Here is a 13,999-nt window from a genome sequence, read left to right as displayed (position 1 = left end):
CCCTACATCGCAAGCTCGGTGATGCTGAGAAGCGCGCTCATGATCGACACGATCAGCGTCCCGATGCCGATACTGACGACGATGATGGTGATGGGCCCGATCGCACCCATCAGCCGGTCGAGCCCGATGGCAAGCCGCTGATCGTAGAGCTCCGCGGCGTGATGGGCGATCGCCGACAGATCGCCGGTCTCGTCGCCGACCCGCAGCATGCGAACCGCGAGCGGCGGCACCAGGTCGCTCTCGGCCAGCGCCTCGATGAAACGCCGGCCATTGCGTACCTGCTCATGCACCTGCTCGACCGCCGCCGCGTAGCGCGGCTCGGTCATGATATCGCGCAGGATCTTCAGCGCGGTCGGCAACGCAACGCCGTTCTCGACCAGAAGGCCCAGCGTGCCGATGAAGCGGGCAGTACGGCGGTCGTGCATCGGCCCGGACACGCCGGGAACGGCGCCGAGCACGCTCATCAGCCAGGCCCGCGCCGACGGCTGGCGCAGGATCAGCCAGCCGAACAGCAACACCGCCCCGCAGCTTCCGAGGAACGCATCGAGATGCGCGCGCAGCCAGGTCGACATCGAGAGCGCGAAGGCCGCGCCCGAATTGAGCTTTCCGCGCAACTCCGAGAATACCGACTCGAACTGCGGCACCACATAGAGCAGGAAGAAGAACAGGATGACCAGCGCCGACCCGACCAGGAACATCGGATAGCGGATCGCGGCCGAGATCCGCTGCGACAGCTGCTCGCGCCGCGTCCGATCCTCGACAATCGCCCGCAATACCACTTCGAGCTTGCCGGAGGCTTCGCCAGCGCGCACCATCGCGATGTAGATCGGTTCGATGATGTGGTTGTGGCGCTCCAGCGCCTCGGCAAAGCCGTCGCCGCCCGAGACCGCCGAGCGCAACCCGCCGGCGAAGCGCGACACCGCCTTGTTGGTGTCCTCCTCCAGCGTCTGCAGCGCTGCTTCCAGCGTCAGTCCGGAGCGAAGCAGCAGCGACAGCAGGCGAAGAAAGGTCGTCAGCTCTCGTTGTTTGGGCAGGCCACTGCTTGAAATGCTTGCCTGCAGCGCCCTGCGGCCCGCGATCTCGGCTTCGACCGGCAAATGGCCGAGATACTCGATGCGCCGCAGCACCTCCTCGCGCGTGGGCGCATCGACGTCGCCGAGGATGATCTCGCCGGCCTTGGTCAATGCGCGATAGCGATAGTGCGGCATGATCGCCCTACAGGCTCATGGTCAGGCGGAAGATTTCATCGAGCGTGGTCTGCCCGGCGCGCAGCTTCGCGACGCCGTCCTCGGTCATGGAGGTCATGCCGGCGCGCCGCGCCGCAGCCTCGAGGTCGGAGGCATCGGTTTTCGGCCCGATCGACCGTCGCAGCGCCGGGCCGATCTCCATGATCTCGAACACGCCCTTGCGTCCGCGAAAGCCGGTCGAGCCGCACCAGTCGCATCCCTTGGGCCGGCAGACCACCTCGCCGGCCTCGATGCCGAGCGCCGTATAGCGCTCGTCCGCGGCGATATCCGCCGCCGACAGCGAGTAGCTCTCCTTGCAATGGTCGCACAGGATCCGCACCAGCCGCTGCGCCACGATCACGCGCGCGCAGGACGCCAGCAGGAAGCTCTCGATCCCCATGTCGATCATGCGGGTGATGGCGCCCGCCGCGGTATTGGTGTGCAGCGTCGTCAACACCAGATGGCCGGTCAACGCGGCATGGACGCCGATATGCGCCGTCTCGGAGTCGCGCATCTCACCGACCATGATGACATCAGGGTCGAGCCGCATGAACGAGCGCAAGGCGGAGGCGAATGTCAGGCCGATGCCGGGATGCACCTGGGTCTGGGTGATACCTGGAATCTGATACTCGACGGGATCCTCGACGGTCAGGATCTTGCGGGTGGGCTCATTGATGACCGCGAGCGATGCCGCAAGCGTCGTGGTCTTGCCCGATCCGGTCGGCCCGGTGACGATGACCATGCCATAGGGCGCCAGCAACGCCTTGCGCAACACCGCCTCGTCATGCGCGCTGAGACCGATCTGGTCGAGCGACACCAGGCCGGCTCCCTTGCGCAACAGGCGGATGACGGCGCATTCGCCGTACATCGTCGGCATGGTCGCGACGCGGAGATCGATCTCGCTGCCGCTGACCACGATGTGCGCACGCCCGTCCTGCGCCAGGCGCCGCTCGGTGATGTTGAGGCCCGCCATGATCTTGAGGCGCGACAGGATGCCCTTGGCCATGCTCATCGGCGGCGCCGGGACGTTCTTGAGCATGCCGTCGACGCGCAGCCGGACCTGCAGCACGTTTCCGGCCGGCTCGATGTGCAGATCGGTCGCACGCTGCTCGACCGCGAGCCGCAGCAGATCGTCGAGCGCGCGCACCACGGGCGCGCCGCGGGCGAGATCGCGCAGATTGTCGAGATTGTCCTCGCCGGCGCTCGTGCCGGCCTGCGGCTCGGCGTCATTCGCCCGATCGGGCTCGAGCCGCAGGGAAAGCGCGGCCTCCAGATCGTCGGCCGTCGCCACCGCAAGGGCGATCGAGCAGCGCAGCGCGAGCGCGACCGCCCGCAATGTCTCATCGTCGACCGGAGCGGCGACCGCAAGCCGAAACGCCCCGGCCGTGCTCTCGTAAGGAAACAGCCGTTCCTCCCTGAGAAATCGCGTCGACATCTCGCCGCCGGCGAAACGTCCGTCCACCAGATCGTCGCGGCGAACCCGGTCGCACCGATAGAAGCTGGCGAGTTCGTCGGCCAGCGCCGACGGCGTCAGCTTGGTGACGGCGCTCCAGTCGACGCTGCCGGCCGATCCGTCCGCGTTCCGGACCCGGCCGGCGCCGTCGTCCTTGCCATCACGCAATGCGCCCCTGCTCTCGAGATAGCTCATGAAATCGATCGGCGGCACCGCTGGTGTCGCAGGCACATTGCTTTCAGGCGCTAGCATTGCACAGCTCCGCCCGCTTGCCCCGACGCCGGCTTGTGCCGGGGCACGACATGAGACGACGATGATGATCGACGGCCACGCCGACGACGAAGTAACTGCGGTTGCCCTGCTTCCCAACCGCGCCGTGTTGGCCGGTGGATTTGCGGCGATCACGCTGCTGACCGCGACAACGCTGCCGTGGCCGCATGCGCTGGCCTCGACCGTTCTCGGCACGCTGATGGTCGCCGGGGCCGATGTCGACGCGCGCCGCTTCCTGCTTCCCGACCTCGTCACCGGAGGCGCGCTGATCGCCGGGCTCTTTGCTGCAGCGGCGCTCGATCCGTTCGATCGCCGGGGCGCGTTGGCGGCCGCCTTCGGCAGCGCCATCCTGGTCGGTGCGGCGCTCTGGCTGATGCGCGGAATCTATCAGCGGCTGCGGCAACGCGAGGGTATCGGGCTCGGCGACGTCAAGCTCGCGGCGGCCGTCGGCGCGTGGCTGCCGCTCGACGCCGTACCGCTGTGCTTCGCATTGGCAAGCATCGCCGCCCTGATCGCCGTGTTGCTGACGCGGCTGCGCAAACCGTCCATCCTGCGCACGACCAGGATTCCATTCGGCGCCTTCCTGTGCCCTGCCCTCTGGCTGGTCGACTACGCCGTGCGCGTGCTGGCGGCGTCGCCGTGGATTTGACTCGCTGCGCTGTGGGCGGCGCAGACCGCACCCTTCGAGCGCCGCGCGAGGCGTATCGCATCTGAAGATATCGGCCTGCCGCTCCATTGCGCATCACCTGCCATCGCCCAACGGCAATCGTCGCGCCAGCATCGTATCGTCCTCGCCCGATGCAAGGCGCAATGCACGCTCGCGCTGGCCGAACGGGCTTCGGCGCCGCAATGCCTCGCCCCGCATCCGCGCGTTGCGATCGAGACAAACCGCACAATGCGCCAGCGCCTGCTTGAGCTCGACCTGCACCGTGCGCACGCTGACGCCGAAGCGCTCCGCTACGTGCTGCAACGGCGCCTCCTCAACGCATATCGCCATGAATATCTCCCGACGGCGCGCCGGCAATTCCTGGATCGAGCGCTTCAGCGCGTCGATCTCCGACCGCGCCTCGATGATCCGGTCCGGGCCGGGCGCCTCGTCCGGCAGATCGAATAACGGATCCACTTCGCGCACGGTGCGACGACGGCGTTCCGCCACGCGCCGGTTGCTGATGGCGCTCATCGCGACACGAAACAGATAGGCCTGCAGATCGCGCACCGGGCCGATGCCATCCGCCTTGCTCAGGCGCAGAAACGTATCCTGCAGAGCTTCGTTGGCGAGATCGGCGGATCCGGTCCGCCGCGTCAGACGCTGTCTGAGATCGTCGTAAGTTGCGACGAGGAGCGTGAGCAACGCCGCTCGAGTGGTGTCGCTCATTGCAGGGACCCGATCCCCAACCGCAGCATCTGGTACGCTTCCATTCGGTCGCGCCGCTTCTAGCCGCAGTTAATGACATGGCAATGAAACCACAGCGAGCACTTACTTTCCGACACACCTCGCTGCAACCGGCGAAGCACATTTGACTCGTTGCAGACGATGCAAGTTGCGACGACACTCGTCTCGTCGCAGCGTCAATCGTAGTTCCGTCGGCGCAATCGACCACGCGACGTTCCATACATGCGTGCTTGTGCGGGTACGCAACGCGATACATGTCACGACATTCCGTTGATGACCGCGATCCGACCCGGCGCTTGCACGCGTTCCATTCCACGCAGAGCCGCGGCGCTTTCGGTATCGATGGTCAATGCGCCGCGGAAGCTGCTTGCTGCATCGTCGGGACGATCGAGCACAAGATAGAGCTCGCCGAGCGCGCAATGCGCAGTCGCGCGTTGCGGATCGAGCGCGACCGCATGTTTGAGGCTGATCTCCGCACCCTGCGCATTGCCGCGCGCCGCGCAGACACGGCCGAGCGCCTCGTAGAATTCCGATGATTGCTGCTGATTGATCTGGGTCGCCGCCAGGAAATGATTCATGGCGTTGTCGAGCTCGCCGAGCTGACATAGCGCAAGCGCATATTGGGCATGCAGCGCATCGCTGCGTGGCGCAAGTTCCAGCGCCTTGCGGTAGTGCTCATGAATCAGGCGCTTCCTCGCATCCGGGTCGAGGCCCGCTTGACCGGGATCACTGAGCTTGCTCAACGCCGTCGCGTAGGCCGCGTGCACGCCTGCTTGCTCCGGTGCGAGGTCGATCGCCTTGCCGTATTCGCCGAGCGCCTGTTCGGTTCTCCCCGCACCCAGCAACGCCTCGGCAAGTCCGATCCTTACCGGTACGAGGTTGGGCGCCAGGTTCACGGCGATCCGCAATCGCTTGAGCGCGAGCTCGCCCTCGCCCGCTTCGATCTCGAGCGCGGCGAGATTGCACAGCGTGTTGACGTGGCGGGGGTCGAACACAAGAACCTGCTCAAACAGCCGCTTCGCGCGATCGAAATTGCCGGCTCTGTGATGACGGCAAGCCTCGACGAATAGCGCATCGCAGAGAACCGTATTCTCCGACACGGGCCGCGGCGCCGCCATCCGCAACGCAGATGCGATGACCGGGTCCTTGGTCGGCTCGTCCGACCGAGCAGCCTCGGCGCTGGTGAAGGACCACAGCGCCGTGCAGAGCCGCCCGATCACCTCGGCCCAGTCGCCCGGAACGGCTTGCCGGAACAGCCGCGCATGCGGGTACCACGGCGTTTCGTCGCGATCTCTCGGCCAGCGCCAGTCGCTGCCCTTGGCGAGCAGGATCCAGACCGGCTTGCCCATCGCGCCGGCCAGATGCGCGATCGCGCTATCGACCGTAATCACGAGATCGAGATTGGCAATGATCGCCGCCGCGTCGGCAAAGGAGCCGGGATCGATCTGCGCACCGGCATCGACGATGCCGTCGTCGAACTCGGTCAACTGGTTCTGTCCAGGCCCCACCTGCAGGCTGACGAAGCGCGCGCCCGGGCAATCCAGCAAGGGCCGCAGCCGATCCAGCGGCAGCGAACGACGCGAGTCATGGACATGCGCCGGATTGCCCTGCCAGACCAGACCGACGGATGGACCCGGGTGGGTGCCAAGGCGCTCGCCCCACCACCGGGCGACGAGGTCCGGATCGGGAGCAATATAGGGAACCGTCGCAGGGACCGTATCGTTTTGCGTCGCGAAGATCCGCGGCAACGACAGCAGCGGCGCGTGCACGTCGAATGCCGGAAGTTCGTCCTCCGCATCGAACACGTCGTCGATGCCGGTGACGGTTCGCAGCAACGGCAGCAAGGGGCCTTGCGCGCGCAGCATCACCCGGCCGCCGCGCGCCTTGACCATCGGTGCGTAGCGCACGAACTGCAGGGTGTCGCCGAAGCCCTGCTCGAACTGCAGCAGGATCGTCTTGCCGGTGAGGTCCTCGCCGTTCCACTGCGGACGGTCGGTGGCGAGCAGGTGCTTGCTGATCTGCGGCTCCTTCAGGCGCCATTCGAACTCCGCCCGCGCCGCCGGCCAATCGCCGCACGCGAACAGACAGACGGCCAGCATGGTGTGCAGATTGGCTTGTTCCGGATGCCGCGCAAGCGCATCGCGCACCAATACCAGCGCCTCATCGGTGCGGTCGATGTCATTCAGCAGCGAGGCGAAATCGACCACCGGCCTGATATCGTCGGGTGCGATTGCTCGTATTTCCCTGAACGTGTCACAGGCGAAATCAGTCAGGTCCACCACGGTCAGCGCACGCGCCAAGCCGAGCAGCGCGGTGGCATTGCTCGGCTGCAGCGTCAGGGCGGCCGCATAGGCGGCCAGCGCTTGCGGATACTGGCGCGCCTTGAGCAGGAGCGCACCGAGATTGGCATGCGCTTCGGCGTCCGCCGGATCGAGCCTGATCGCTTCGTCGAGCAGATCCAGCGCCTGCTCGTCCTCCTCGCGCTGCAAGGCGATCAAGCCCCGAAGGTGCAGCACGCGCTGCCGCACCAGAGGTTCTTGCGCGATGGTTTCGAGCAGCACCTCGGCGCTGTCGGGTTGTCCCTGGCGCAGCAGCTCCCCTGCGCGGTTGGCGATGGTCTGGACGAATTCCAGGCGGCGTTCGGATGGAGCCTGGTTCAGCATGGACAGGCCGGCGCGCAACGCCTGCGCCTCGCTGATCGCTGCATTCGACATCGGTGCGATCCTATCCCTGGCCTGTCCGCGTTTCCTGGTCTCGGGCCGCCGCAGCGTCGACCAGGCTATTCCCCGCTACGCCGCTTCGCGCGCCGTGCGCGCCTCGCACCATTCGGTCCACAACCGCATCAGCTCGCGCGACAGGTTGCCGGCAAAGCGCGGCGCGTCACACAGGGGCGAGGCCGCGACGCGGTCGCGCAGGCCGCGGCGCAACTCGTCGAGCTCGCCGCGCCGCCGCGTCCAGCCGACCGCCATCGCGACATAGTCGTCGATACTGTCCGCGCAGAAGCTGCCCAGCCCGGCGGCGGTCAGATGCGCGGCCGAGTGACGGCCGGCGAAGGTGTCGCCGACGAAGGTCACCGTTGGAACGCCCATCCACATCGCCTCGAGCGTGGTGACACCCGCCGAATAGGGAAACGGATCGAGTGCGAGATCGACCTCGCCGTAAGCCTGCAGCAGCTTCGGCTGCTCGGCTTCGCCCACCAGCTCGACACGATCCGGCGAGACGCCGCCCTCACCCAGCACGCGGTAGATGGCCTCGCGCGTGCTCGTCTCGCCGAGGCCGCCATAGACCATCAAAATGCGCGAGTCCGGCACCTGCTCGAGAATGCGCGCCCAGGCCTTGCCGACCTCGCCGTTGAGCTTGGCCGGACGGTTGAAGCAGCCGAAGGTGAAGCGGCCGCCGTTCAGGCTCGGCAGCGCTGGCACATCGGGGGCGTCCTGCGGCGGGTGGTAGCAGACATAGCAGTCCGGCAGCCGGATCGGCCGCTCCACATAAGTCGCATCGTGCTCCGGCGGAATTTCCACGGGATCGGCGATCAGGCCCTCATAGGTGTCGAGCCCGACAGTGCCGACATAGCCGGCCCAGCCGAGCTGGATCGGCGCGGCGCGCGCGGCGAACAAGGAAAGACGGCTGCCGGCGGTATGGCCGGCGAGATCGAACAACACGTCGATGCGGTCATCGCCGATCTGCTGCGCCAGCGTCGGCTCGTCCATTCCGGAGACGTCGCGCCAGGAGACCGATATCTCCTTGTAGCGCTCGCTGAAATCATCATCCATCCGCTTGCTGTCGGTCTTGTAGCAGCAGATCTCGTAGCCGAGCGCCGCGAGTGCTTCGAACGCGCGCAGCACCAGGAACGACACCGCGTGGCGATGCAGGTCGGCCGAAACCAGCCCGAGCCGCGGCTTGCGTGCCGGGTCCGGCTGGTTCGGAAAGGAGAGCCGATCGACCGGCGCTTGCGGGCGATAAAGCGTCGCCCAGCGCCTGTGCTCGCGCAGCAGCTCTTCGCGGGTGACGCCGGGCTTATGCTGGAGGGCGAATAGCAGCGTGCCGGCGACGGCGGCGTTTGCGGGGTCGAGCTCGCCGGCGCGCCGATAGGCCGCGACGGCCTCCTCGACGCGGCCCTGCCCGAGTACGCCGAAGCCTTTCGCCACATGATGTTCGACCCGCAGCGGATCGAGATTGAGGGCGCGGTCGATATAGCCGAGCCCACGCTCGAACTGGCGATGATTGATCAGGAAGTGCCCGAACAGATATTGCGGCAAGGCGACATCAGGCGCGCTGTCGGCGGCGAGCTCGAACAAGCGTCCTGCCTGCTGCTCGCGCGCGGCCGCGCCGAAATTCATGCCGAGCTCGAGGATCGCCTTGTAGTTCTGGCTGTCGAGTGTCGAGGCGGCGCGAAGATCGTCGACCGCCTTGTCGAACTTGCCGTCCATCACATAGGCAAGGCCGCGGGTGCGATAAGCCTCGGCGTATCCGGCATCGAGCGCGATCGACCTGTCGAGCGCTTCAATCGCCTCGCCGCGCCGGCTCTCGGTGAGGAAGGCGAGGCCGAGACTGTATTGCGCGAGCGGCATGTTCGGCATCAGCCGCAGGCCTTCCTGCAAATAGGGAATGCCGTCGCGCGTGCGTCCCGTACGCGCCAGGCAGGTGCCGATCTCGGCAAGCGCCGGCGCGTGGGCCGGCATCACCCTGAGTTCGGCCATGAACGCTTCGCGCGCATCGTCGAAGCGATCGAAGCGGCACAGCGCCACGCCCTTGCAATAGTTGAAGCCGGCTTGCTCCGGTGCCAGCCGTGCCGCCTCGTTGAATGCACGCAGCGCCGGGCGCCAGCGATCCTGCCGCGCATGCGCGACACCCTGCTGATGCAGATCCTGCGCGCGCCGGAGGTTGGATGATGGAAGCTCGCTTGATGCTTTTGCGACAGGCTGTGGCAATGGACGCGCCATGATCGCATGGCCGCCATGCTCCACGTGAATCGCAAGTCGCCCGCTCGAATTGTCTTCCATGTAGGAGGCCCCGCTTGAGAGATCGCGCGAAGGTCGTGCCGTAGACCGGGAGTGCATAGATCAACTCGCAGCGTATTGCCAAGATTTATTTCAGTCGACGATTGAAAATAATCTCTGCGCTGAGCCAAAGGTTGAGTTGTCTAGTAGGTGTGAAGACAATCATCGGCGATCAAAGCATCACGTCGACGCACGAGGTATCTTTTTCTTCTTTGAATCGATCGAAGATTCACGAAGAAAACAGCAAAACAACTTCAATTAATCTGAAGAATACTTTGCAGTCTCGTAACGGCGGGATGACGGCGCGCGTCCGGTGACCAACCCACAGGATGAGTGAAATGAAACTGCAATCCAAAGCCCTGCTCGGCACCGCTTCGGTGCTTGCGCTGTTCGCTTCGGCGGCCAGCATCACACCTGCCAATGCCCAAGCTTCCGCAGCCACCCGTCCGATCTACTTCGGCGGCAGCACGCTCGCGTCGGAAGCCTTCCGCCAGATCTTCGACTGCTACTCGCACGGCATCGTCGGTTCCGGCACCGCCTACAGCGACGGCTTCCAATTCGGCACCGCTGCGACCCCGGGCATCATCACGACCGCCTGCAACACCATCACGACCACGCAGGTCAACGGCCTGTATGCTGGCGTCGGTTCCGGCAACGGCGTTCGCGGCTACATCGCCAACAATCCGCAGCAGTGGTATGGCGGCACGATCAATCCGCCCGCGACCGGCACTGCGGTGACCACCACGTTCCTGCCGGCGCTGCAGCCCTCGCTGATCGACCTTGCGAACAAGGGCACGCCGACGACGGTGTTCGGCTCCTATCCGTATCCGCGCGTCGATGCCGGTCTCTCCGACTCGCCGCTGGCGATCTCGGCCGGCGCCACCACGCTGACGACGGTGTCGATCGGCCTCACCCCGACGCAGGGCTGGATCGTTGCGTCGACGAGCCCGACCACCACCTACGTCACGCTGGCCAGCCTCACGGTTTCCTCCGCGGCGCCAACCGTCAGCTACAACCCGACCGCGTTCGGCCCGGTGATCCAGATTCCCGCGTTCGAGGTCAACGTCGCGATCGCGGTCAACACCGGTGGTCTCGACCAGAACCACTCGGCCGTCGCCGGCACGGGCGCTCTTCCGGGTACCCAGGCCAACCAGGGCGCCGCCATCCAGCTCAACGCCGGACAGCTCTGCGCGATCTTCTCCGGCCTGGTGACCAACTGGAACGATACGACGGCTCTGAACGTGCCCTACCTCACCAGCGGTGGTACGGCATCGCTCGGCGCCTTCAGCGACGCCAACACGCGGACCTCCGGCTCCGGCTCGGATGCCTACACATCCACCTCCAAGGCCATCACCGTGGCCTATCGCTCGGACGGCAGCGGAACGAGCTTCATCCTGACCAACTATCTGAAGACCGTCTGCCCGCTGCTCGATCCGACCGACGCCAAGAAGTACAAGTCGATCTTCGGCGCCGCCAACCTTCCGAGCACCAACTTCAGCGCCCTGATCACCAACATCAACGCCTTCCGCGTCAACGGTTCGACCATCACGGCGACCTGGATCGGCGCGAACGGCAGCGGCGGCGTGGCATCGGCGGTCAGCGCCAACGATGCGACGAAGGGCGGCCGGATCGGCTACGTCAGTGCCGACTTCACCAAACCCTACACCACGACGGTCGCCGGCGTCACCGCGCCGCTCTCGGCTGCCCTGCAGAACGAACAGCTGCGCATCGCCGGCGTGACCGTTCCGAACGACACCACCGGTACTCTGACGTTCATCGCCCCGACACCGGGCGCTGCACTCAATGCGTGGAGCGACACGCGGCTCCGGGCCACCGCAACGACCTGGACCTGGGCTGACTTCAATATCTACAACAACACCTTCGTCGTCCCGACCACGACCACCCAGGTGATCCAGGGCGGCGTGGATGTGTCCGGCCTGTCGGTGTTGCCGCTCAACAACGTGTCGGGAGCCTATCCGCTCAGCGGCACGACCTTCCTCGACCTCTACAGCTGCTACAGCACCACGGCGGGCGTCGCGCCGGACACCAACCGCGTCACCAGCCTGGTCAACTTCCTGACCTGGTACTACAGCGCCTCGGACAGCCGTCCGACGACAGTGATGCAACGGGCCGGCTTCAACCCGGTTCCGACCGGCTACGCCTCGCTGATCCGGAGCAAGTACCTGGGCACACTCAGCAGCACGCGTATCGCGGCGGGTCTCACGGCCGGCACCGGCTGTGCCAGCGCCAGCGGCGCGCTGTAAGCCGAACGCTGACGACGTTCAACGACACGACGACCGGGCGCCTCGATCGAGGCGCCCGGTTTTTTGGTGCCTGGCGCCACGGCGACGACGTTCAGCATCATTCAAACTTTGAAGGCATCCGAAATCACGTCGCACAACTACAATATTCGGCCGAACGCCTGCGCATCATGCCGCGTGAGATTGTCTTAGAGATACAAGCAGTGCGTGTGGGTGGCGACACTGAACCCGAGAATGGCCCCGCGCCTGCCGCAACAAGCAGGAGCATGACAATGAAGAAGCAAAAGCAATCCCTGGCGGAACATTTGCGCGATACGACGTCCGTATTGGCGCTATCGGCGGCGGCCCTGTTCGCCTCCTCGGGCACGCCCGCGCATGCGCAGGCCACCCTGGCCACACGGCCGATCTACTTCGGCGGCAGCACGCTCGCCTCGCTGGTGTTCCGGCAAATGTTCGACTGCTACTCTCACGGCATCGTCGGATACGGCACCGCGCACAGTGACGGCTTCCACTTCGGCGTGCCCACCGGACCGGGCTCGATCACAACCGCTTGCAGCACCATCGTCACCACGCAGGTGAACGGCCTCTATGCCGGCGTCGGCGCCGGCAACGGCATGCGCGGCTTCATCGCCAACAATCCGCAGCAATGGTATGGTGGCACGATCACGCCGCCCTTGTCGGGCACCACAACGAAAATCGCGTTTCTGCCGGCGATCCAGCCGCCGATTATCGATTACGCCAACGCCGGGGCGCCGCCGACCGTGTTCGGCAGCTATCCTTATCCGCGCGTGGATGCCGGCCTCTCGGAGGCGCCGCTGACGATCTCCCCCGGCACTGCGACGCTAACGACGGTGTCGCTCAGCCTCACCCCGACGCAGAGCTGGGTCACCACCGGCGGTGGGTTGTCGTTCCTGACGGTCAGCAGCTCCACGACAACGGTCAGCTACAATCCGACCAATTTCGGCCCCCTCATCCAGATCCCCGCGTTCGAGGTCAATGTCGCGATCGTGGTCAACACCGGCGGGCTCGACCAGCTCCACTCCGCCGTGGCCGGCACGGGCGCAGTGCCAGGGACCCAGGCCAACCAGGGCGCAGCGATTCAGCTCACCACGGGACAGCTCTGCGCGATCTTTTCCGGCTTGGTGACCAATTGGAACGATACGACGGCCATAAACGTCCCCTACCTCTCCAGTGGTGGTGTGGCGACGCTCGGCGCCTTCAGCGACGCCAATACGCGGACGTCTGGCTCCGGCTCGGATGCTTACACGTCTATCTCCAAGTCCATCACCGTGGTCTACAACTATGACGAGAGCGGAGAGAGCTACATCCTGACCAACTATCTGAAGAATGTCTGCCCGCTGCTCGATCCCACCGATAGCAAAAAATACAGGTCGATCTTCGGCGCCTCGAACCTGCCGAGCACCAGGTTCGCCAACCTAATCGATAACATCAAGGCATTTCGTACCTATGGCTACGATATCACCGTGCGTTGGATCGCTGCGATCGGAAGCAGCGGCGTAGCATCCGCGGTGAGCGCGAACGACCCAACGAAGGGCGGCAGGGTCGGTTACGTCGGTGCAAATCTTACCTATCCCTACACCACCACGGTTGCCGGGGTCACCGCGCCGCTTTCGGCTGCTCTGCAGAACGAACAACTGCGCATCGCCGGCGTCACCGTTCCGAACGACGCCACGGGTACTCTGACGTTCATCGCCCCGACGCCGGGCGCTGCACTCAATGCCTGGAGCGACACCAGACTCCGGACCACCGCAACGACCTGGACCTGGGCCGACTTCAATATCTACAACAACACGTTCACTCCTAACCTGCCCTTCTCGACGCAGGTGATTCAGGGCGGCCTTGATGTGACCGGCCTGTCGGTGTTGCCACTCACCAACGTGTCGGGCGGCTATCCGCTCAGCGGCACCACTTTCCTCGACCTCTATAGCTGCTACAGCACCATGGCGGGCGTCTCGCCGGACGCCAACCGCGTCACCAGCTTGAGGAACTTCTTGAGCTGGTACTACAGCCCCAATGACACCCGTCCGACGATTGTGATGCAGCAATCCGGATTCAATCCGGTCCCCGCCGGCTACGCGGCGCTGATCAGGAACAAATATCTACTTGTCCTTAGTGCCAACGTTATCCAGGCTGCTGGTACGCCCATCGGGGCGAATCGAGGATGCGTCAGCGCCATCGGCGCACTTTGAGCCAACGCCTATGACGGCTCAGCCGGGCCACCTCGATCAAGGGCCCGGCTGTTTCTCTCGCCCGCGAAGCATGGCGTTGCGAGGGACAAGGCGCACGACAGTTCAGCGACGTTCGTGCCGCGCCAAACATTGCTTCGCCGCGAAAATAAGACAACGCGCGCTGCGCTTCGCCTCGATTCAAATTGT

Annotated in this window: 8 protein-coding genes; 3 read left to right on the top strand and 5 right to left on the bottom strand. The window is 65.3% G+C overall.

Annotated elements, in window-relative coordinates; all coding sequences use genetic code 11:
• Nucleotides 1-2 precede the first annotated feature (2 nt).
• Nucleotides 3-1,208 (bottom strand): type II secretion system F family protein, encoded by a 1,206-nt coding sequence (locus JQ633_RS13385; RefSeq protein ID WP_211985476.1) that lies wholly within the window; start codon nt 1,206-1,208, stop codon nt 3-5.
• Between the two features lie 7 nt (nt 1,209-1,215).
• Nucleotides 1,216-2,931: a GspE/PulE family protein gene (locus JQ633_RS13380; protein WP_211985475.1), complete on the bottom strand. Its 1,716-nt coding sequence runs from the start codon at nt 2,929-2,931 to the stop codon at nt 1,216-1,218.
• Nucleotides 2,932-2,992: 61 nt separating this feature from the next.
• On the opposite strand from JQ633_RS13380, the gene JQ633_RS13375 reads away from it, so the two are divergent.
• Entirely contained in the window at nt 2,993-3,598 is a 606-nt protein-coding gene (locus JQ633_RS13375) for a prepilin peptidase (protein WP_249159236.1), read from the top strand.
• Nucleotides 3,599-3,691: 93 nt separating this feature from the next.
• Here the strand turns inward: JQ633_RS13375 and JQ633_RS13370 are convergent, their stop codons facing one another.
• The 3 genes from JQ633_RS13370 to JQ633_RS13360 form a co-directional block, all read right to left on the bottom strand.
• Entirely contained in the window at nt 3,692-4,324 is a 633-nt protein-coding gene (locus JQ633_RS13370; protein ID WP_211985474.1) for an RNA polymerase sigma factor, read from the bottom strand.
• Nucleotides 4,325-4,599: 275 nt separating this feature from the next.
• Nucleotides 4,600-7,056, bottom strand: coding sequence for a tetratricopeptide repeat protein (locus JQ633_RS13365; RefSeq protein WP_211985473.1), 2,457 nt, complete (start codon nt 7,054-7,056; stop codon nt 4,600-4,602).
• 75 nt (nt 7,057-7,131) lie between these two features.
• Nucleotides 7,132-9,285 (bottom strand): tetratricopeptide repeat protein, encoded by a 2,154-nt coding sequence (locus JQ633_RS13360; RefSeq protein ID WP_211985559.1) that lies wholly within the window; start codon nt 9,283-9,285, stop codon nt 7,132-7,134.
• Nucleotides 9,286-9,680: 395 nt separating this feature from the next.
• Between JQ633_RS13360 and JQ633_RS13355 the strand changes: the two genes are divergently transcribed.
• Together JQ633_RS13355 and JQ633_RS13350 are read left to right on the top strand one after the other, a co-directional pair.
• On the top strand, nt 9,681-11,606 hold the full coding sequence (locus tag JQ633_RS13355; RefSeq protein ID WP_211985472.1) for a substrate-binding domain-containing protein: 1,926 nt from the start codon (nt 9,681-9,683) through the stop codon (nt 11,604-11,606).
• 269 nt (nt 11,607-11,875) lie between these two features.
• The gene (locus JQ633_RS13350; RefSeq protein WP_211985471.1) at nt 11,876-13,813 is read left to right on the top strand and encodes a substrate-binding domain-containing protein; all 1,938 of its coding nucleotides are present in this window, start codon (nt 11,876-11,878) and stop codon (nt 13,811-13,813) included.
• Nucleotides 13,814-13,999 lie beyond the last annotated feature (186 nt).

Source organism: Bradyrhizobium tropiciagri, from assembly GCF_018130505.1.
Classification (GTDB): Bacteria; Pseudomonadota; Alphaproteobacteria; order Rhizobiales; family Xanthobacteraceae; genus Bradyrhizobium; species Bradyrhizobium tropiciagri_B.
Note: the sequence above shows the minus strand (reverse complement) of the source record. Positions and strands in the feature narration are given on the sequence as shown.

Coding starts and splice junctions, on each gene's coding strand:
- JQ633_RS13375 (WP_249159236.1), top strand. CDS start 2,993: ATGATGATCGACGGCCACGCCGACGACGAAGTAACTGCGGTTGCCCTG.
- JQ633_RS13355 (WP_211985472.1), top strand. CDS start 9,681: ATGAAACTGCAATCCAAAGCCCTGCTCGGCACCGCTTCGGTGCTTGCG.
- JQ633_RS13385 (WP_211985476.1), bottom strand. CDS start 1,208: ATGCCGCACTATCGCTATCGCGCATTGACCAAGGCCGGCGAGATCATC.
- JQ633_RS13350 (WP_211985471.1), top strand. CDS start 11,876: ATGAAGAAGCAAAAGCAATCCCTGGCGGAACATTTGCGCGATACGACG.
- JQ633_RS13360 (WP_211985559.1), bottom strand. CDS start 9,285: ATGGCGCGTCCATTGCCACAGCCTGTCGCAAAAGCATCAAGCGAGCTT.
- JQ633_RS13380 (WP_211985475.1), bottom strand. CDS start 2,931: ATGCTAGCGCCTGAAAGCAATGTGCCTGCGACACCAGCGGTGCCGCCG.
- JQ633_RS13370 (WP_211985474.1), bottom strand. CDS start 4,324: ATGAGCGACACCACTCGAGCGGCGTTGCTCACGCTCCTCGTCGCAACT.
- JQ633_RS13365 (WP_211985473.1), bottom strand. CDS start 7,056: ATGTCGAATGCAGCGATCAGCGAGGCGCAGGCGTTGCGCGCCGGCCTG.